The organism is Streptomyces sp. NPDC059008, assembly GCF_042749045.1.
Classification (GTDB): domain Bacteria; phylum Actinomycetota; class Actinomycetes; order Streptomycetales; family Streptomycetaceae; genus Streptomyces.
In genome coordinates, this window is record NZ_JBHYJC010000003.1 from 207,308 (window position 1) to 225,929 (window position 18,622).

Annotated in this window: 15 protein-coding genes and 1 pseudogene; 6 read left to right on the plus strand and 10 right to left on the minus strand. The window is 71.7% G+C overall.

Annotated features, from left to right (window positions below; translation table 11 throughout):
• Window positions 1-282, plus strand: a pseudogene (locus tag ACFWZH_RS06205) (hypothetical protein); the annotation flags it as partial.
• 99 nt (window positions 283-381) lie between these two features.
• Here ACFWZH_RS06205 and ACFWZH_RS06210 read toward each other — a convergent pair.
• Entirely contained in the window at window positions 382-1,071 is a 690-nt protein-coding gene (locus tag ACFWZH_RS06210; protein ID WP_384426166.1) for an SDR family oxidoreductase, read from the minus strand.
• Entirely contained in the window at window positions 1,068-1,964 is an 897-nt protein-coding gene (locus ACFWZH_RS06215) for an NAD(P)H-binding protein (RefSeq protein ID WP_384426168.1), read from the minus strand. Before ACFWZH_RS06215 ends, ACFWZH_RS06210 begins: the two co-directional genes overlap by 4 nt.
• A gap of 67 nt (window positions 1,965-2,031) precedes the next feature.
• Here ACFWZH_RS06215 and ACFWZH_RS06220 point away from each other — a divergent pair, with 67 nt between their 5' ends.
• Window positions 2,032-2,841 carry a LysR family transcriptional regulator gene (locus tag ACFWZH_RS06220; protein ID WP_384426171.1) on the plus strand — a complete coding sequence of 270 codons (810 nt, stop codon included), beginning with the start codon at window positions 2,032-2,034 and terminating at the stop codon, window positions 2,839-2,841.
• A gap of 89 nt (window positions 2,842-2,930) precedes the next feature.
• On the opposite strand, the gene ACFWZH_RS06225 is transcribed toward ACFWZH_RS06220, so the two are convergent.
• Together ACFWZH_RS06225 and ACFWZH_RS06230 are read right to left on the minus strand one after the other, a co-directional pair.
• Window positions 2,931-3,473, minus strand: coding sequence for a YciI family protein (locus ACFWZH_RS06225; protein ID WP_384426174.1), 543 nt, complete (start codon window positions 3,471-3,473; stop codon window positions 2,931-2,933).
• 81 nt (window positions 3,474-3,554) lie between these two features.
• Window positions 3,555-5,069, minus strand: coding sequence for a serine hydrolase domain-containing protein (locus tag ACFWZH_RS06230; RefSeq protein WP_384426177.1), 1,515 nt, complete (start codon window positions 5,067-5,069; stop codon window positions 3,555-3,557).
• A 109-nt stretch (window positions 5,070-5,178) separates the two neighbouring features.
• On the opposite strand from ACFWZH_RS06230, the gene ACFWZH_RS06235 reads away from it, so the two are divergent.
• From ACFWZH_RS06235 to ACFWZH_RS06245, 3 genes are all read left to right on the plus strand, one after another.
• Entirely contained in the window at window positions 5,179-6,399 is a 1,221-nt protein-coding gene (locus tag ACFWZH_RS06235; protein ID WP_384426179.1) for a sensor histidine kinase, read from the plus strand.
• Window positions 6,390-7,037 carry a response regulator gene (locus ACFWZH_RS06240; RefSeq protein ID WP_384426182.1) on the plus strand — a complete coding sequence of 216 codons (648 nt, stop codon included), beginning with the start codon at window positions 6,390-6,392 and terminating at the stop codon, window positions 7,035-7,037. The genes ACFWZH_RS06235 and ACFWZH_RS06240 overlap by 10 nt, the downstream gene beginning before the upstream one ends.
• 195 nt (window positions 7,038-7,232) lie before the next feature.
• Complete coding sequence (locus tag ACFWZH_RS06245; RefSeq protein ID WP_384426185.1) at window positions 7,233-9,650, plus strand: SpoIIE family protein phosphatase; 2,418 nt, start codon at window positions 7,233-7,235, stop codon at window positions 9,648-9,650.
• A gap of 78 nt (window positions 9,651-9,728) precedes the next feature.
• On the opposite strand, the gene ACFWZH_RS06250 is transcribed toward ACFWZH_RS06245, so the two are convergent.
• The 3 genes from ACFWZH_RS06250 to ACFWZH_RS06260 form a co-directional block, all read right to left on the minus strand.
• Window positions 9,729-10,892, minus strand: coding sequence for an NAD-dependent formate dehydrogenase (locus tag ACFWZH_RS06250; protein ID WP_384426188.1), 1,164 nt, complete (start codon window positions 10,890-10,892; stop codon window positions 9,729-9,731).
• 212 nt (window positions 10,893-11,104) lie between these two features.
• The gene (locus tag ACFWZH_RS06255) at window positions 11,105-11,383 is read right to left on the minus strand and encodes an antibiotic biosynthesis monooxygenase family protein (RefSeq protein ID WP_384426191.1); all 279 of its coding nucleotides are present in this window, start codon (window positions 11,381-11,383) and stop codon (window positions 11,105-11,107) included.
• Window positions 11,384-11,467: 84 nt separating this feature from the next.
• A complete protein-coding gene (locus tag ACFWZH_RS06260) occupies window positions 11,468-13,393 on the minus strand; it encodes a fumarylacetoacetate hydrolase family protein (protein WP_384426193.1) in 1,926 nt (641 codons plus the stop codon).
• A 78-nt stretch (window positions 13,394-13,471) separates the two neighbouring features.
• Between ACFWZH_RS06260 and ACFWZH_RS06265 the strand changes: the two genes are divergently transcribed.
• On the plus strand, window positions 13,472-14,071 hold the full coding sequence (locus ACFWZH_RS06265; RefSeq protein ID WP_384426196.1) for a TetR/AcrR family transcriptional regulator: 600 nt from the start codon (window positions 13,472-13,474) through the stop codon (window positions 14,069-14,071).
• A gap of 47 nt (window positions 14,072-14,118) precedes the next feature.
• On the opposite strand, the gene ACFWZH_RS06270 is transcribed toward ACFWZH_RS06265, so the two are convergent.
• The 3 genes from ACFWZH_RS06270 to ACFWZH_RS06280 all read right to left on the minus strand — a co-directional run bounded on the left by ACFWZH_RS06270 (window position 14,119) and on the right by ACFWZH_RS06280 (window position 18,239).
• Complete coding sequence (locus ACFWZH_RS06270) at window positions 14,119-15,870, minus strand: PKD domain-containing protein (protein ID WP_384426199.1); 1,752 nt, start codon at window positions 15,868-15,870, stop codon at window positions 14,119-14,121.
• Window positions 15,871-16,181: 311 nt separating this feature from the next.
• Window positions 16,182-16,778 (minus strand): Type-2Aa cytolytic delta-endotoxin, encoded by a 597-nt coding sequence (locus ACFWZH_RS06275; protein ID WP_384426201.1) that lies wholly within the window; start codon window positions 16,776-16,778, stop codon window positions 16,182-16,184.
• Between the two features lie 93 nt (window positions 16,779-16,871).
• Entirely contained in the window at window positions 16,872-18,239 is a 1,368-nt protein-coding gene (locus ACFWZH_RS06280) for a helix-turn-helix domain-containing protein (protein WP_384426203.1), read from the minus strand.
• Window positions 18,240-18,622 lie beyond the last annotated feature (383 nt).

The following is an 18,622-nucleotide window of genomic DNA, read 5'->3' on the forward strand; positions in this document are numbered from 1 at the left end:
CCCGGGCCTGCCCCCCCCCCCCTCGGCGCGCGCGCCGCGCCCGCGCCCCCCCCCCCCCCACGACTCGCCTTCGGGGACATCTGGCTGACCCGGGAAGGGGTCGGTTCCGCTGAGGTCTCCGCCCGGTGGCCGCAGGTACGGCGACTGGAGATCGAGCGCGGGGCGGTCAGGCTCGACATCGACGGCACCTGGCACACCCTGTCGGACACCCCGTCCACGATCCGGAACCTCTTCGTCCTCCGCGTGCTCGTCGAGCACTTCCGCACAGACGGCGGGCGCTGATGACGACGACGAGACCGCCTCGCCACGCTCACCACGGCAGCTGGGGCGGAGCACCGGGCCGTGGTCGTCTCCCGGCCGGCGAGGTCACTCCGGCGACCGCTACCAGGGCACCGGCTGATCCTGGTAGTTGAGGAACTTCAGGCCCGGTTCGCCGCCGTGGCGGTTGATCGTGTCCACCACGCCCGGGACGGACTGGTCGATGGTCAAAGGTGCGGCTGGTCCGCCGAGTTCGGTGCGGACGTGGCCGGGGCACAGGAGCAGCAGCGTGTGCGTGGCGTCGGCGTATCGGGCGGCGTAGCTGCGCATCAGCTGGTTCAGGGCGGACTTGCTGGCGCGGTAGACGTCGTGACCGCCCTTGGTGTTCAGGCCGAGGCTGCCCTGGCGCGAGGACATCACGCCGATGGTCCCGGTCGGCGCGACCAGCGAGCGGAAGGACTCGACCACGCGCATCGGGCTGAGCGCATTGGTGACCATGACCTCGGCGAACATCTCCGTCGGGACCTCGCCGACGGGGATGTCGCCCCGGGTGATGCCGGCGTTGACGAACAGCAGGTCGAGGGTGCGCTTCGCCAGGCGTTCGCGGAGCGCGGCGATCTCCGCCGGCTCCGTCATGTCCAGCGACTCGACGGTGACGCGACCGTCCGAGGCCTCGGCCAGGTCGTGCAGTCCGGTGCGCCGATCGCCCCGGACCGTCCCGATGACCTCCCAACCCCGCTGCGCGTACTCGGTGGCCAGGCCGAGCCCGAGGGACCGGGACGCCCCGACGATGAGGGCGGTTCGGGCGCTCATGCCTGCACCGCCGGCTTGAGGACCTGCTCACACCACGCGCGGAACGACGTCGGGCTCGCGGTCTGCGGGGTGCGCCGCACCCCGTCGTCGAGGCCCTCGTCCTTGGCCCGCATCATGTCGAGGTACCCCTGCACGACCGCGTCCCCGGTGCCGTGTCCGGCGAGTGAGGCGCGGAGTGCGTCGAGCGTCTGCCGCTCGTAGCGGATCGGGCGGCCCAGCACCTCGGACATGATGCGCGCGAGGTCGTTCGGTGAAAGATCCTCGGGGCCCAGTACCGGGACCTCGCCCGTCCCCGTCCACGAGCGGTCGAGCAGGAGGTCGGCGGCGGCCGCGGCGATGTCCCGGGTGGCGGCCGTCGGTGCCTTGCGGTCAGCGGTGCCGGTGCCGGTGAACACGCCGTCGTCGCGGATCGAAGCCACCTGCCACAACAGGTTGTCGACGAATGTCGGGTTGGCGAGCGCCCGGTAGGCCACGCCGGTGCTCGCGATGAGGTCGTCCATGGCCAGCGACGCCGTCACGTGCCCGGCGCGGCCCGCGACGGGGGTGCCCCGGCCGAGCGCCGAGACGCCGACGACGTGTCCGACGCCGTGGTGTGTGAAGGCCTTCGCGGCGGCGCGGGTGAACTCGGAGTACAGGGCGTCCAGGCTCGGCGCCCGGGGGGTCGGGGGGACCACCCAGAAGACGGCGTCCGCGCCGGCGAAGGCCCGGTCGACGACCTCGGCGTCGCCGTGCGAGCCGGTGACGACGTCGACGCGGGTGCGGACCGCGTCGGGAAGCTTCCCGGGGTCACGCGCGACGACGCGCAGCTCCTCGCCGTGCGTGCGGGTCTCGCCCAGGAGTATCTCCAGGAGCCGGCCGCCGATCTGGCCGGTGGGAGTGGTGATGACGATCATGCGTCAAGTCTTGGTGCGGCCGTCCGCGGCGTCCAATACCCTTCCCGACAATTGATACCTTCAGGGCATGGATCTCGATCTGCGCAAGCTCCGCTACTTCGCCACGGTGGCCGAGCACCGGCACTTCGGCCGGGCGGCGGAACAGCTCTACATCACCCAGCCGGTTCTCAGCCGTCAGATCAGGTCTCTGGAGGAGGAGTTGGGGTGCACCCTGCTCGTGCGGTCCACCCGCAGCGTGGAGCTGACCGACGCCGGGAAACAGCTCTACGAGGAGGCGCAGCAGATCCTCCGGTCGGTCACCGCGGCGGTGCGGCGCGTGCACGACGTCGACCAGGGCGTCCAACGGCTCGTGGTCGCCTTCTCCCCGGGGCTCCATGTGGCCGACGCGATCCGGGCGTTCGCGTCGCGCCACCCGGACGTCGAGACCGACGTCGTCCCGGCACGCTGGTGGGAGCAGGACCGGCCGCTCCGGGACGGCCGTGCCCAGGTCGGCTACCTGCGGCGCCCGTTCGACGACTCGGGCCTGCGCACCATCCCCATCGGCCGCGAGCCCAGGGTCGCCTGCATGCCCGCGGCGCACCCGCTGGCGTGCCGTCAGCAGCTCACCTCCGCGGACCTCGACGGCGAGCGGATGCTCGACGTACCCAGGCGGCGGACGTCGTCGCTTGAAGAGAAGTTCGAGCTCATCGCCTCCGGGCACGGCATCGCGCTCGTCCCGCTGAGCGTCGCGCGGTCCTACTCCCGTCCCGACCTCGCCCATCTCCCCGTCACGGACGCCCCAGGGGTCGAGTCCTGCCTGGCCGTTGCAGCGGACCGGCGCGAGAAGCTGCTACGCGACTTCCTGGAGATCGCCACCGCGACACTGCGGCGCCCCTGAGCGGTCGGCGCGCGAGGCCACGGCCGACCGCTCCCGGGCCACCGGCGCGGACAGCCCCAGGACGTGATGACGGGCCACGCCCCGATTCCTCACGACCGCCCGCCGAACTGCCAGTTGTGGACCTCGATGTCGGCGTATCGCTCCCGGGTCAGGACGGTGCGTGCCGAGTCCGGGTCCGGCGCCCGGACCAGGGCCGCGGTCCCCACCCAGGTGGTGCCGTCGTCGGACAGCAGCGGACCGTAGGCGATCAGCTCGTCCTGGTCGGCCGGCAGCGCGAGGTCGGCTGCCGGCCCCGTGCCGAGACCGAGCACCAGGTAGCGGTTGCCGCCCTCCTCGCCACCGGGGAAGTCCCACATCGTGCGCCCCAGTATGTTGCGCCACCGACGCAGCAGCACGTCCCGGTACACGCCGGCCTGGTAGCCGGGCTCGTCGAAGGCGAACGCGCGCGCCGCGGCGAGATCGGGCAGATCGACGATGTGGACGCTGCCGGTGGGCACGTCGCCGACGAGCGTCGGACCGCGGGCGATCATCTCCTTCGCGTAGCGGTCCATGTAGGACCAGTGCTCTTCCAACAGCTCCTCGCGCAGTGCCAAGGAGCCGGGTCGATCGCGGTGGTAGCAGAAGAACTCCATGACCACATTATTGAGGTGTCGGCTTCTGGGGCGACGGGTGCCCCGGCGTCGGCCGGTCTCGCGGCCGACGCCGGGACGTGTTCAGGTGCGGATCGGCCGCGCAGCAGGCCTGCGCAGCAGGGCCACGGTGCGTGCGGTGACGACCGCGGTGGAGGCGAGTGCCGCCGCGGTCGCGCAGACGACGAGGGCGGGCCAGGCGTAGGTGGTCTGGGCGAGGGTGCCCGAACGGTTCATCAGAAGGCCTAGTAGCGCGGCGAGTTGGGTGAGGACAAGGAGGGGAAGGACTTGGGGCAGCATCCGCAGCGCCCCTCGCCACCACGGTCGCCGTGCGGTGCGCAGCGCCCACCGGCGGGCGCGCAGGACGCCGCGGACGCCGAGGCCCAGGGCCAGCAGGGTGAGGGCCGCCAGGACCCAGTCGGCCGTCATCGAGAACGGCTCGGCCACCTCCGGGTGCCTGCCGTGGGCGAGGTCGACGAGGCCCTGCAGGATCTGGGGTGCGTCGTCCCCGGCGATCAGACCGGTGTTGGTGACGACCGCGATGCCGACCCTGCTGTCGGGCAGCAGGGCCGCCATGGAGTTGTGGGTCAGCAGTTGGCCCGTGTGCTGGATCTCCCTGGGGCCGCCGTCGTGCCGGTTCTCCGTCCAGCCCATCGCGTAGTCGCTGTCCCGGGGCGCCGGTGGCGGGGTGTGGGTGACCTCGATGGTGCGCGCGGTGGCGATACGGCGTCCGTCGGCGGACACCCCCTGGTTGTTCTGGGCGATCAGCCACTGGGCGAGGTCGTCGGCGGTGGTGACGACGCCATGGCCGCCGGCGGCGAACCAGCGGGGGTGGGAACGGGGGATCACCGCGCCGTAGGCGCGGACGTAGCCGCGGGCGTGGTCGGGCATGTCGTCGGTGCTGTCGACGGACGTGGTGTGCGTCATGCGCAGCGGCGTGAAGAGCTTGGCGGACAGGTAGTCGGCGAAGGGCCGTCCGCTGACGACCTCGACCAGGCGGGCCGCGACGAAGTAATTGGGGTTGTGGTAGCGGTACTTGGTGCCGGGGGCGGTGGCAAGGTGCGCCCCGCGCATCGCGGCCACCGCCTCTTTGAGGGTGTGCGGTTGGGCGTGGGCCAGGTCGGGATAGGTCGAGTCGGCCATGCCCGAGGTCTGGGTGAGCAGCTGGCGGACGGTGATCCGCGCCGCGCGCCGGTCGGCCATGGCGAACTCGGGCAGATAGCGGTGCACGGGCCGGTCCAGGCCGACCTTGCCCGCCTCGACCAGCTGCATGACGGCGAGTGCGGTCATGGACTTCGACAGCGACGCCACGGGCAGGCGGGTGCGCGCGGTCACCGTCTGCCCGGAGGCGGTGTGCCCGTAACCGGCCGTGTGGACCACCCGGTCGCCCTTGGTCACGGCGATCACCGCGCCCGGCAGACGTGTCTGCTCCAGGTAGTCGGTGACGAAGCGGTCGATCGAGGCCGGAGTCAGGCTCGCGGGGGGCTGGGCGGCCGATGCGGCCGGGGACAGGGAAGCGGCGGCCGTCGTGATGCCGAACGCGGCCACCAACAGGCCCAGTCTGCGACGGACGCCACTGCGGACGGGGAACATTCTCATGGCGCCCAGTGCACCGGTTCGCCCCGGGCCGGCGCACTGGCGTACACGGGAGTCCGAAGGTAGTGCCAGCACTACCGCAGCAAGATCCCCGCCACGGTACGGTCGGCGGGTGCGACATCGAACCGCCTGGCAGGCCCTGGGCCAGAACCCGTTGACGATGCTGCGGTCGAGCTGGCCCTGGCGGTCGTTGGCCTACCTGCTGTCCGGGGTCGCCTTCGGTGCCGTCGCCACGGCCGTCCTGGTGAGCGCGCTGATCGCGGGCCTCGTCTCCCTGATCGTGGTCGTGGGCGCGGTGCTGCTGCTCGGCGTCGCGCTGTCGGGCATCGCCGTCACCCGCTTCGAGCGGTGGCGCCTGCGCCTGGTGGACCTGGACCCGGTGCCCGACCCCCATCAGACCCCCGAGCGCCCGGGGTTGCGCGGCTGGCTGCGGACCCGGCTGCGGGAGCCGGTGACCTGGCGCGAGCTGGGCTTCACCGCGGTGTCCTCGGCCGCCCTGTGGTGGATGGACTTCCTCGTACTGGGCTTCGCCCTGGTCGTCCCCGTAGTGGTGATGTACTCGCCGGCCGACGACCCCGGTGCCTGGCCGTTGACGATCGTCGGCCTGTGCCTGCTGCTCGCCGCGCCGTACACCATCACCGCGTGGGCGGGTGCCAGGGCCGCCGTCACCCGCCTGATGCTGGCGCCCCGCGACAGCGAACTGGGCCGTCAGCTCACCGACGTGCGGGCCTCCCGCGCACGTCTGGTCGACGCCTTCGACGCGGAACGGCGCCGGATCGAGCGGGACCTGCACGACGGAGCGCAGCAGCGGTTGGTCTCCCTCAACGTGACGCTCGGCCTGGCCCGCCTCGACGTCGCGCCGGACTCACCGCTGGCCGGGCAGCTCGCCGACGCCCAGACCCAAGTCACCCTCGCCGTCGAGGAGTTGCGCGAGCTCAGTCGCGGCGTCCATCCGAAGGCCCTGACCGACCACGGCCTGCCGGCGGCCGTCGAGAACCTCGCGGCCCGCTCCGCCCTGCCCGTCACGGCCGACATCCGCCTGCCACGCCGGATGCCGATCGCCGTGGAGACCACCGCGTACTTCGTGATCGCCGAGGCGCTGACCAACGCCACCAAGCACAGCCGCGCGACCCGAGCCGAGGTGCACGCCCGCCTCCACACCGACGTACTCACCCTGTCCGTCAGGGACGACGGCATCGGCGGCGCCGCCCCCGAGGGGGGCACCGGCCTGACCGGCCTCGCCGACCGCGTCGCCGCGGCGGACGGCAGACTCCGCGTCTCCAGCCCGCCGGGCGGACCTACACTCCTGCACGTGGAGCTGCCGTGCCGCTGACCGTCGTGCTCGCCGAGGACTCCCCGCTGATGCGGGACGGCCTGGTCGGCGTGCTCACCCGCTTCGGCCACCAGGTGCTCGCCGCCGTAGGCGACGCGGACGCCCTGGTCGCCGCGGTCCGGGAGCACCACCCCGACATCGTCGTCACCGACGTCCGCATGCCACCGGACAACACCGACGACGGGCTGCGGGCCGCGGTGTTCCTGCGCCACGAGCGTCCCACCCTGCCGATCCTGGTCCTCAGCCAGTACATCGAGCAGTCCTACGCCGCCCATCTGCTCGATCTCGGCAGCGACACCGGCGTCGGCTACCTCCTCAAGGACCGGGTCAGCGCCGTCGGCGAATTCGTCGACGCGGTGGCCCAGGTCGCGGCGGGCGCGACGGTGGTGGACCCCGAAGTGGTCGGTCAGCTCCTGAACCGCCGCCGTGATCCTCTGCAACGCCTCACCCCGCGCGAGCGCGAGGTGCTCTCCCTGATGGCCGAGGGCCGGGCCAACGCCGCCATCGCCCGCGAGCTGTACGTCACGGAAGCGGCGGTCAACAAGCACGTCAGCAGCATTCTGCAGAAGCTCGACCTGCACCTCGACGGGCAGGGACACCGCCGCGTCCTGGCCGTCCTCGCCTATCTCCGCGGCTGACGGCCGCCGGGGGAGGGCGGGTGGTGCGCTGTGACGGCGGGCGCGGGCCCATGCGTATGCCCTGTGAAGCGCGCGGAGTGCATTTACCAGGCCGATACTGGGTGCGAGTCGAGCCAGGCGCCCGATCAAGGCGGATCGAGCAGCGTCCCGGCGCCGACGCGCGGTCCCACTGGGACGGTACGAGGGTGGTAGGTGATGGACACACCGGTGACGACGTTCAGCGAGGGCCCGGACGACCCGTTCGCCGTGCGTCGCTCGGCCTCCGCGGTGCTGGACGGCAGGGGGCGGGTCGTCGGCTGGAGCGAGCGCGCCGAGGAGCTGCTCGGCCACTCGCCGGAGCAGGTGCTGGGCCGGACGGCGCGCGAGGTGCTGCTCGACCCGCGCGACGAGGACATCATCATGGCCGCGGTGGCGCACTGCGTGAGCGCCGGGGGCTGGTTCGGGGTGATCCCCGTACGGGAGCGCGACGGCAGACGGGTGGAGCTGGGCTGCCGGGTCCGGGCGGTGGCACGGGCCGACGGCGATATCGAGTGGGTTCTCGTCGGCGCGCCCGCGGAGCAGGTGGTCCAGTGGGAGACGGACCGGTCCGTCCTGGACGGGATGTTCCGCCGGTCCCCGATCGGACTCGCGGTGCACGCCCCCGACCTGAGCCTGCTGCGGGTGAACCGGGCGATCGCGCGGTTCGGCGGCATCCCGGCCGAGTACTACCACGGGCTGCGCACCGGAGACTTCGTCATCGGCCGGGACGCGGAAACGGTGGAGGCGAAGCTGCGGCGGGTGCTCGAAACGGGCGAGCCGCTGATCTTCACCGAGCAGCCCTGCCATCTGCGGCACGACCCCGACCGGGAGCTGGTGGTGTCCGTGTCGGCCTTCCGGATGCAGGACTCCGCCGGCCGCATCCTCGGCGTCACCCAGATGGTGGAGGACGTCACCGACCGCTATCGGGCCCGCCGGAGACTGGCGCTGCTCAACGAGGCCGGCGCCGGTATCGGCACCACCCTCGATGTGGAGCGCACGGCGCGCGAGCTGGCCGAGGTGGCGGTCCCCGAACTCGCGGACTGCGTCTCCGTCGACCTGCTCGAGTCGGTCACCCGCGGTGAGGAACCGGGGCGGGAGGAAGCGGCCCGCATGGTCCGGGCGGCGGTCCGCAGCATCTCACCCGAGGCTCCTCCGGTGATGTATCCGGTGGGCCACGCGATGCACTTCCCGTCGGATGCCCCGCAGGCCCGGTGCCTGGCCGAGCGGACGCCCGTCCTCGAACCGGTCCTGGAGTTCTCTCCCGGCTGGTCCTCCCTCGACCCGGACAAGGTCGAGCGGGTCCTGGAGCTGGGCGTCCACTCGCTCATCGTCGTGCCACTGGTCGCGCGTGGCCTCGTACTGGGCGTGGTGAGCCTGTGGCGGTGGCGGCGACCCGAGCCGTTCGAGGAGGACGACCTCACGCTGGCCGAGGAGTTCGCGGCCAGGGCCGCCGTCTGCATCGACAACGCCCGCCGCTACACCCAGCAGCACCAGGCCGCGCTCGCGCTCCAGCGCAGCCTGCTGCCGCGCGAGATGCCCGAGCACCCCGCGGTCGAGATCGACCACCGGTACCTGCCGGCCGACGCCACAGCCGGCGTGGGCGGCGACTGGTTCGACGTCATCCCGCTCTCCGGACTGCGGGTCGCCCTCGTCGTGGGCGACGTGGTCGGTCGCGGCATCCACGCGGCGGCCACCATGGGCCGGCTGCGTACCGCCGTCCACACCCTCGCCAACCTCGACCTGCCCCCGGACGAGGTCCTCTCCCACCTGGACGACCTCGTGGACCGGCTGGCAGCCGAGCAGGAGGCGACCGGCGAGCGTGCCCCGCAGGTCGTCGGCGCGACCTGCCTGTACGCGGTCTACGACCCGGTCTCCCGGCGCTGCGCCCTCGCCCGCGCCGGTCATCCGCCGCCCGCGGTGGTGACACCGGACGGACGGGTGGACTTCCCCGACCTGCCGGCCGGCCCGCCGCTCGGCCTCGGCGGACTGCCCTTCGAAGCCGCCGAGCTGGAACTGCCCGAGGGCACCGTGCTCGCGCTCTACACCGACGGCCTGCTGGCGCGTCACCGCCGCGACCTCGACGAGGGCCTGGCGCAGTTGCGCGGGGCGCTGAGCGGGCCCGCCCGTTCGCTGGAGGACACCTGCAAGGCGGTCGAGGACGCGCTGCTGCCCGACCGCCCCAGTGACGACATCGCCCTGCTCACCGCCCGCACCCGCTGCCTGGCCGCACACAAGGTGGCCACCTGGGAGCTGCCGGAGGAGCCGACCGCGGCCGCCGAGGGCCGGACGCTGGCGGTGGCCCAGCTCAAGGAGTGGGGGCTGGCGGACCTGGTCTTCACCACCGAGCTGATCGTCAGCGAGCTGGTCACCAATGCCTACCGCTACAGCAGCGGCCCGGTCACCCTCCGGCTCATCCGCGACCGCGACCTCATCTGCGAGGTCTCGGACACCAGCAGCACCTCCCCCCATCTGCGCCACGCCGCCACCACCGACGAAGGCGGGCGGGGGCTCTTCCTGGTCGCCCAGCTCACCGAACGCTGGGGCACCCGCTATGTGCGCAACGGCAAGACCATCTGGGCGCAGCAGCCGTTGTGAGGCTGGAAGGCAGGGAGGCAGCCCTGGTCCATGGGCTCCCCCCCCCGCGACGACTTCTCGTCCACCGGTCGTCGCCGGTCATCCGGCGACCGTGTACGAGCGCGCTCCCGTCCCGGCGAGTCCGCCCCCGTCGACGATCAGGTACTCCGGGCGGACGGGCCGTCCGTCGAGCCAGCACTCCAGGATCTCCCGGGTGCCGGCGGCGTAGCGGGCCTGCGCCGACAGCGTCGTACCGGCGACGTGCGGGGTCATCGCCTCGTGCGGCATGGTGCGCCAGGGATGGTCGGCGGGTGGTGGCTGCGGATACCAGACGTCACCGGCGTATCCGGCCAGTTGTCCGCTCTCCAGGGCCCGCACCACGGCGTCCCGGCTGACGATGAGCGCGCGTGCGGTGTTGACGATGTACGACCCGCGCTTCATGACCCCGATCAGCTCGTCGTCGAAGAGGTTGTGGGTCTGCGGATGCAGCGGGGTGTGGATCGACAGCACGTCGATCGCGGCGGCCAGGGAACGGGCGTCGGGGTGAAAGGTGAGCTCCAGATCCTCCTCGACGTCCTGGGGCAGCCGGTGCACGTCGCAGTAGTGCAGGGTGACGTCGAACGGCCTGAGGCGTCGCAGCACCGCCTGGCCGATGCGGCCGGAGCCGAGGACGCCGACGTCCATGCCTTCGAGGTCGTAGGAGCGCGAGACGCTGTCCGCGATGTTCCAGCCCTTCTTAGCGGTCACCCACTGATGGGCGGGCAGGTAGTCGTGCACCAGGGTGAGGATCTGCATGACGGCGTGCTCGGACACGCTGATGCTGTTGCTGTAGGTCACCTCCGCCACCGTCATGCCGTGGGAGATGGCGCTCGGCAGGTCGACGTGGTCCGACCCGATCCCGGCGGTGATCGCGAGTCCGAGCCGGGGCGCCGCGGCGATCCGGTCGGGGGTCAGATAGGCGGGCCAGAAGGGCTGCGAGATCACCACGTCGGAGTCGGGCAGCTCGCGGTCCAGCGCGCAGCCCGCGCCCTCCTTGTCGGACGTGACGACGAGGGTGTGGCCCCGCTCCTCAAGGAAGCGGCGCAGTCCCAGTTCTCCCGAGACGCAGCCGAGCAGCTGTCCCGGGGTGAAGTCGACGGCTTGCGGGGTCGGCGCGGTCTGACCGCCCGGATAGCCGGTGATGGTGGGAATCGCGTCGCGGGCGTATTCGGGTGGATAGCCGCCCACGGGATCCGGATAGAGCACCGCAAGGATCTTCGCCATGGCCGCCCTCCATCAGTGGGGCCACTGCAGTGGAATACCGGTGGTGCACCGGTGAATCGAAGAAATTATCGATGATCTTGAATTTTAGTCGTGCGGCCGTCCGCCCGGCAAACCTCCAAATGGCGCGCCGGGTGCGGTACGGCCCGCGCCGACCGGCGCCCGACCGGATCGCACCGACGGCCCCGCAGCCCACGAGGACTGCGGGGCCGTGCTCAGGCCGCGACCAGCGGAACGATCTCGCGGGGGCGTGACTCGCGCTCGTCGTAGGTGACGTCCACTCCGGCCTCCGCCACGGCGGCGAGCGACGCGTCCCGTGCCTCCTCGGACTCCCACCGCACTATGGAAATCACCGCGTCGCCGGACACCCAGCACTCACCCGAAAGGCATCCCGGTGTCCGCAGCATCACCTCGCGGACTTGGTGGACGCGCGAGATGAACTCCTCGCGGTGAGCGGCGTGCGGATAGTGGTACGCCACCATTCCTACCTTCATGGTGCTCTCCTTTGTCATTTCTCCACGGTCTTTCCTGCGCCGGATCCGCGACCGAGCCGTGCCGTCGTTTGATCGGCAGTCGGCTCACCGCATCCGCCGGCTGTCCCATTCGGCCATCAGGCCGAACAGGGCGAATCTGTCGACCACGGGCTGGTCGGGGTGGATCTCGCGGTAGCGCCGGTAGACGTTGACCACGATCCGTTCGGCGTCCAGCCAGTCCGCGTACTCGGCCGGATCGATCCCGAACGCCGCCTCCTGGAAGTCGAGTCCCCTGGCGTACGCGGCGTCCGTCTGATCGATGACATGGCCGAAGTAGTCGCGGACGGCGCGGATCCCGTCGGCGTCCGTCACCGGGCCGTGGCCCGGCACCACGGTGGACGCACCGAGGTCGATCATCGCGTCGCAGGCGGCGATCCAGTTGGAGAGGGGGCCGCTCCAGACGATCGGAGTGCACCCGATGAACAGCAGGTCGCCGGCGAAGAGCACCCCCGCGTCGGGAACGTGCACCACGGTGTCGGCCTCCGTGTGCGCGGGCCCGAGGTCGAGCAACCGCACCTCGCGTCCGCCCACTTCGAGGGTGAGCTGCCGGTCGAAGGTCTGATCGGGGGTGCGCAGGCGGATACCGCCGAAGTCGAACGCGCCGAAGCGGTCGCGCAGGAACGGCGTGAGTACCGGCCCGAAGTCCATGACCTGAAGGGCCGCGGTCAGCTCCGGCGCCATCTCGGTGCGCATCTCCCGCGCCGTGCCCTCGGCGGCGAGGACGCGTACCGGGTCGGGGAGCAGTTGGCCGCCGTGGGTGTGGTCGCCGTTGGCGTGGGTGAGCACGGTGTGGCTCAGCGGGTGCCGGTCGGTGATCGGCCGCATACCGGCCAGCATCTCGGCGGTGAGCGGCAGGTCGTAGAGCGTGTCGACCAGCAGTGACGAGCCCTCGCCCGCGATCAGCCCCGCGTTGCTCCTGCCGTACCCGCCGTCGGGCAGCAGCCAGGCCCAGACGCCGTCACCGACCTGGTGCAGCCCCTTGGTGTAAGGCAGCGCGGAGCGGGCCGGGTTGACCCTCGGCCGGCGGGGCCGCGCGGTGGGATCGGGTCTGGCGGCGAGCGGATGGGGAGCGGCACCGGCCCGTACGGTCTGCCGCACCTCGCCCAGCCCCTCGGCGCGCAGCGACACCACATCGCCGTCCTTGAGCCAACCCCGGAACGTCGCGAGGTCGCCGAGGTCGAGGTGTTCCAGCAGGCAGCAGCCGGGCACGGTGCCCGAGCCGAAGACGTCGCCCGGCCGCAACTCGACCCCGCGGGAGGCGTAGGAGACGACCTCGCCGAAGGACCAGTCCATCGCGTCGGTACGGCCCTCGCCGACCAGTTCGCCGTTGACCTCCGCCCGTACCTGGAGCGCGAGCCTGCCGTTCGGGGCGAAGGGCAGCTCGTCGGGTGTGACCAGCCACGGCCCGAGCGTGGACGCACCGTCCTTGCCCTTCGCCTGGCCGATCTTGAGCTGGCTTTCGAGGCCCTGCAGGTCGCGGGCGCTCCAGTCGCAGAACAGGGTGTAGCCGGCGATATGGCCGTCGGCCTGTTCGGGTGTCAGGTCGCGGCCCGCGGTGCCGATCACCGCGCCGATCTCCAACTCGAAGTCGAACCAGGCGCTGCCGGGGGAGACGGGGACGTCGTCGTGGGGGCCGATGACGGTGGCGGGGTTGGCGAAGTAGAAGGCGGGGATCCGGTACCAGGTCGGATCCAGCGTCCCTGTGCCGCCGGCGGCCTTGAGGCAGCCGCGCATGTGGTCGAGGAAGCACAGGCAGTCCCGAATGGACGGCGGCCTGGGGAGGGGGGCTCGGAGCGTGACGTCGGCGAGCGCGACGACCTCGTCGGGCTCGGCGAGCGCCCGCTCGCCCTCCTGCCGCAAGGAGCCGAGCAGTTCGAGCAGGGTGGTGCCCTTGGGTAACGCATGGATCAGATCTCCGTTGACGACGCCGGCCCGGTCGCCGTCAGCCGAGGCGTATGTGACGAAGCGCAATGCCAACCCCTCCTCATGCCGTCCCGCATCCTATGTTGGCCAGCATAGAATATATTGACGAGCAGAGAAGGGGGCGGTGTGGCGACGCGACGAGAGCAGACCAGCCACGAGAGCAGCGAGCGGATCCTTGCGGCGGCCGCGGAGTTGTTCGCGGCGAAGGGGTATCGGCAGACCACGTTCGCCGACGTGGCCGAGCGGTCCGGGATCAGCAGGGGATCGATTCCCTGGCACTTCGGCAGCAAGGAGGGCCTGCTGCTGGCCGTACTCGAACGCTCGGTGCAGCTGATGAGCGCCGGCCTGGCCGAACCGGGTGAGGCGGAGGCGCCGGAGGTGGGGTTCGACCGCCTCGTGGAGGGCGCCCAGGGCATGCTGGAGGCGCCCACCACCAAGCTGTTCGTCACGCTCCTGGTGGAGGCGCTGGAGCCGGGCTCACCGATCCACGGCCGCTATGTCGAGATCCACGAGACCCTGCGGGGCCACTGCCGGCGGTGGCTGGAGCGACTGCCGCTGCCGCCCGGTCTGTCCGCGGAGATGCTGGCCGTCACGATCAGCGGCGCGGTGATCGGCATCCACCAGCAGTGGCTGCTGGCCCCCGACCGGGTCGACCCGAAGGGCGCCCTGGTCGCGCTGCGCGCGATGGTGGCGTCGGTGGTGCTGCCGACGGAGGGGCATGCCTAAAGGGGCGGCCCGCGTCTGCGAGCCGCCCCTGGGTCCGGTAGGGGACGTCAGTCCGCCGTGACGGCCCGGGTGGCCTCGGCCAGGACCCGTCCGCCGTCCCGACCGGTCATCACGACCCGCGGCAGCCAGGGCCCCTTGCGGTCGTAGGCATGGTGGACGGTCGGCTCGTTCGTCTCCTGCTGCGTACCGTCACCGAAGTACCAGTGGTAGCGGTACCCGTCGGCGGGCGGCTCCCCGTCCACCGTCACCGACAGCGGCACCTCGCTGCCGACCTGCGCGTCCTTCGGGGCCTCCAGCTGCGCCCGGGGTCCCTGCCGGGGGAGGTCGAACCAGGTGCGCACACTCGGGTTGAGGAGGAAGGCGTCGGCGTACTGCCGGGCGCCCTCGATGTCGGGGTGACCGACGGCCGCGGACAGGCACTGCACCGGGGTCGAACTGAGCTCGGGGCAGGCGCGCGTGCGCAGCGGGAACGCCGGGTCGGTCACCGGAGTGTTCCAGACCTTGGAGTCCCGGGTGAGCAGGGCGTTGTCCACCGTGAACAGCCCGTCGGCCGCGACCGCGTACGGACCGTCCGCGGACGCCTTGTTGGCGGCGGCCGCCGCTTGGTGGTAAGCGGCATTGGCCAGTTGCGTGTACTGCTCGTAGCGCTCGGCCACGTTGCCGAGGGCGGCCTTGCAGGAGGCCAGTCGGGCCCCGGCGACTCCCGGGGTCGAACAGGTCCGCACCGGGATCGGAGAGCTGCTGCGGCTCAGCGCGTAGTAGAAGTCGGCCACGAGCACCTTCGGCCGTCCCGGCAGGGAGTGGGCCTTCTCGATCGCCGCCTGCATACCGCGTCCGCCGTATCCGACCTTCGCGCCACTGAAGTAGGGCACGTCCTTGGCCGGGTTCTCCGGTGCCGCGCCGACGCCGGAGCACTCGCGCTTCACCGCCTTGGGCAGGTCCTCCGAGCCGGGGGTGATGCCGACGCCGATGCCGAAGAAGGGATCGAGGTCGTTGATGCACCCGTTGATCACGACCAGATCGAGACCGTAGCCGCCGGCCCGGGCCTGTGCGCCCGCCTTCTCCAACTGGCAGAACACGTCCGGCATCTGCTGGGTGACCTCGCCGAACTCCATCTCCCCGTCGCCGTCCGGGTCCTGCCTCTCCGTCGTGCGCAGGCAGGCCGCGTCGTCGTTGCCCGCGGGCAGCTCGGGCGCGTCGAGCACCGCGCCGGAGATCGAGTAGTCCAGGTTCTGATGGCCCCGCCCGGTCGCCCGGCCGAGCAACTCACCCGTCAGATAAGGGAACTTCTGGTCGTGGTCCAGCCCCTGACCCCAGACCACGGAGTCGCCGACGGACGCCACCCGCACCGGGTCGCACCCCCGGCGGACCGTGTCCCGCCAGACCTTGCCGTAGTGGCCGGGCGCACGGCCGTCGGAGGCGGCGATGCGGGCATCGATCTGCACGGCGGTCTCGGCCGCGGGTACCCGGTCGAAGGGGATGCTGAACTCCGCCGTACCGACATTTGCCGCCATGGCGACGCGCCCGCCGGCCAGTTGCTCCGCACCGGCGCGCATCCGCCACTCCACGGTGGCTTGGGCCTTCGCCGCGGACGGGGCGTAGATCTCCACCCGGCCGTGCACGCTTCCGCTACACACCGGGTTCGGCGTCAGGTCCACATCCAGGACGAGGGGGAACGCCGATCCCGGCAGCAGGCCGGTCTGCGCCGCGGCCGGGTGCCCGCCGAGTAGCTGGCCGAGGAGTACGGCGGCCGCCCCCACCGCCGCGAAGCGCCTCGCCGCCCACGAGCGGCGGGCCACCCCCGGCCGCCTCGGCACGGCACCCGAGTCGGTGCCCGCCCGCCCGGGCGCAACCCGCCGCCACCACGCTAACTTCACGCCAACACCCCTGAATTCGCTGTCATTTCGGTCCGCGCGGAGTGTGCGGAGCCAACCGCATTCCGCGCCACTAGGGATCATGGCAGCCAGAAGACCGGTATGGACCGCGAGCGGGTCCCGTACTGAGTGAAACTGATCACTTACCCGCAGTTACCGGCCTGTTGGTGGCGTGAAGGCGAGGAGAGCGGAGAAGAGAGCCGGGGCGTGGCGCACTGCCGTGCCCCGGCCGGCGGTCAGCCGGCGGACCGGAGTGCCTGTCGCACGGCGACCGCGTTGAGCCGGATGGTGAACCGGGCGACGTCGTCGAGGGCCAGTGTGCGTGCCCGCTCCCCGTCCAGCGCGACGGTCACATCGGCGCAGAGCGCGAGGACGTGGACGAAGCCCTCGGTCTCCTCGTCCTGGAGCGCGAACAGCAGGTTGTAGTAGTAGCTGGTGCTGTCGACGGCGTCCCCGTGGAACGACAGGTGGGTGCCGTGTTGTTCGCCGAGGCCGACGAAGGTGTCGGCGAGCGCCGCCTCGGCCTTCTCCCAGAACGCGGGGTTGCCGAAGGGGTGCGTCAGCGCCTGGCGGACGGTCTCCCTGAGCGAGAGCACCATGACGCCGGCGGGCGCGGTCTCCTGGAGCCCCCAGCCACGGATGATCTTGACGATCGAGCCGTCGGGGATCGCCTCCGCGGCGCGGCGGATCTCACCGAAGTCGTAGTCCACGGTCGCCGGGGCGACCGCGTGCTGGAACGCGTCGGCCATGCGCTGTGTCTGCGCCAGGGCATCGGGGCCCACTTCGAAGACCGTCCGGAACGTGGTCTTCTGGGCGGTGGGCTGGTCGGCCATGACTGCTCCTCACATGCGGAAATGAACACGTCGCGCCGACAGGCAGTATGCCGTCGTGCTCATCGGGGGCCGAACAGGGCTCCCGTATGCCGCCTACTCGGGCACCCACTTGTACTTGTCGGGCCAGTAGGAGAAGTGGTCGCGGCCGTCGACGGCGCTGGTGCGGAACGGTTTTCCGCCGTCGTCGATACGCACGGTCCCCCGCCGGTCGCCGCTGCTCCAACCGAGCTCCAGGTACCAGCTGACGTCGTGGCCCTCGGTGTGCAGGTCCAGGTTGAACACCTGCGGGTCCTGGGTGGAGACCTTGAAGGGGAAGTCCTTCGCGGGGACCTCGATGTCGCCGTCCTGTCCGGCCACGGGTTTCGTCGTCGGCCGGTCGGAGTCCAGGTCGATGTCGAAGCTCTGCGGGGTGACCCCGCCACCGCAGCCCTCGCCCATCGAATACACGGGCCAGGGGAGCGCGGCACGCTTGCCCACCACACGGACGTGCAGCGAGGTGAGGACGACGGCCTCGTCCGTGCTGCCGGTCGCCGTGAGCTGGAGCCGCAGATGTCCGCCGTCCACGCCGCCCAGGGCACGCGACCAGCCGCGGGCGTCCTGCGGCGGGGGCGGCGGTGGGACGTGCTCCGGCTGCTGCTGGAGCAGGTAGTAGACGCCGCAGGGCCCGTCCCAGTTGTACGAGCTGACGCCGACCTGCGGTGCGGAGCCGTCGCGCTTCCCCTTGTCGCCGGCGGGTTCGCGGCGCGCGTCGGGAGCTTTCGGGCGGCCCGACGCGGAGGAGCCGTGCTCGCCCTTGTCGCCGGGTGCGGGGGAGTCCTTCGCGGCGGAAGGGGCGGGGGCGGGGCGGTTCTCGGGCGTGCGGACGGGATGATCGCCGGCGGCCGGGAGGCGCGCGGCACCACGCGAGTCCCGGGGGGCCTCCTCCGCCGGGGCTTGCTCCAAGGCCAGTGCCGCCGGTACGGCCAGGGAGACCAGGGCAAGGGCGGCGAGGGCGAAACGGAGCCGCTTGCGGGTGGGGGTGCGGGTGCGGGTGGTGGTGGCTGTGGCGGAGGTGGGCGCGGTGGCCGCGGTGGCGCTTTCCGCGGAAGCGGTGGTGGGGGGTGTGGCGTTGGGGGGTGGATCGGCGTCGGCAGCTGCGTCCGCACCTGAGTCCGCATCTGCGTCGGGGGCATCGGGGGTGTCGGGGGCGGTCGGGGCCGGGGCCGAGCGTCCTCGGCGGCGTCCCTCGTCCGCGATGATCCACTGGCGGTGCAGCTCCACCATCTCCTCGCGGTTCGCCCCGCACAGCCTGGCGAGGCGTGCGACGGGGGCGAAGTCCAGCGGTACGGCGTCGCCGTTGCAGTAGCGGTGCAGCGTGGACACGCTTAAGTGCAACTGTCCGGCGAGGGCGCCGTAGCTGCGTCCGGAGCGCTCCTTGAGCCGGCGCAGCAGGTGCGCGAAGTCCTCTGTCCCTGTGGCCACCCTGATCCCCTGTTCGTTCCGCCGTTCCAGGACGGTGTTCCAGGGAATGGTCGTTTCCCCAGGTCAAACCCACTGTCGGCGTTCCAGCTTCTCTCATTGTCCAGGATCGGTTGGCGCGGTGGCGACCCACCCGCAGGCTGGACGCAGCACCACCGAGACGGGAGACCCGATGCGAACCCGCCCGTGCCTCAGCGATGTTCTCGCCCTCACCGTGCTGATCGTCTGCGTCGCAGTCGTCGTCATCTCGCTGTTCGACCGGAACTGAGATCCGGCGACCCGGCGACCTCGCCGGCAGGGACAGAGCCGCGGCAAGCACCCGGATGGATCCACCCCACCCCACACGCACAGACACGTCCAGAGCCACCTCCACCACTGTGGAGTGA

Excerpts from the sequence above, each read along its gene's own strand:
- ACFWZH_RS06230 (WP_384426177.1), bottom strand. The coding sequence starts at position 5,069 with ATGAGAATGTTCCCCGTCCGCAGTGGCGTCCGTCGCAGACTGGGCCTG.
- ACFWZH_RS06245 (WP_384426185.1), top strand. The coding sequence starts at position 7,233 with ATGGACACACCGGTGACGACGTTCAGCGAGGGCCCGGACGACCCGTTC.
- ACFWZH_RS06275 (WP_384426201.1), bottom strand. The coding sequence starts at position 16,778 with ATGGCCGACCAGCCCACCGCCCAGAAGACCACGTTCCGGACGGTCTTC.
- ACFWZH_RS06225 (WP_384426174.1), bottom strand. The coding sequence starts at position 3,473 with ATGGAGTTCTTCTGCTACCACCGCGATCGACCCGGCTCCTTGGCACTG.
- ACFWZH_RS06215 (WP_384426168.1), bottom strand. The coding sequence starts at position 1,964 with ATGATCGTCATCACCACTCCCACCGGCCAGATCGGCGGCCGGCTCCTG.
- ACFWZH_RS06210 (WP_384426166.1), bottom strand. The coding sequence starts at position 1,071 with ATGAGCGCCCGAACCGCCCTCATCGTCGGGGCGTCCCGGTCCCTCGGG.
- ACFWZH_RS06255 (WP_384426191.1), bottom strand. The coding sequence starts at position 11,383 with ATGAAGGTAGGAATGGTGGCGTACCACTATCCGCACGCCGCTCACCGC.
- ACFWZH_RS06250 (WP_384426188.1), bottom strand. The coding sequence starts at position 10,892 with ATGGCGAAGATCCTTGCGGTGCTCTATCCGGATCCCGTGGGCGGCTAT.
- ACFWZH_RS06220 (WP_384426171.1), top strand. The coding sequence starts at position 2,032 with ATGGATCTCGATCTGCGCAAGCTCCGCTACTTCGCCACGGTGGCCGAG.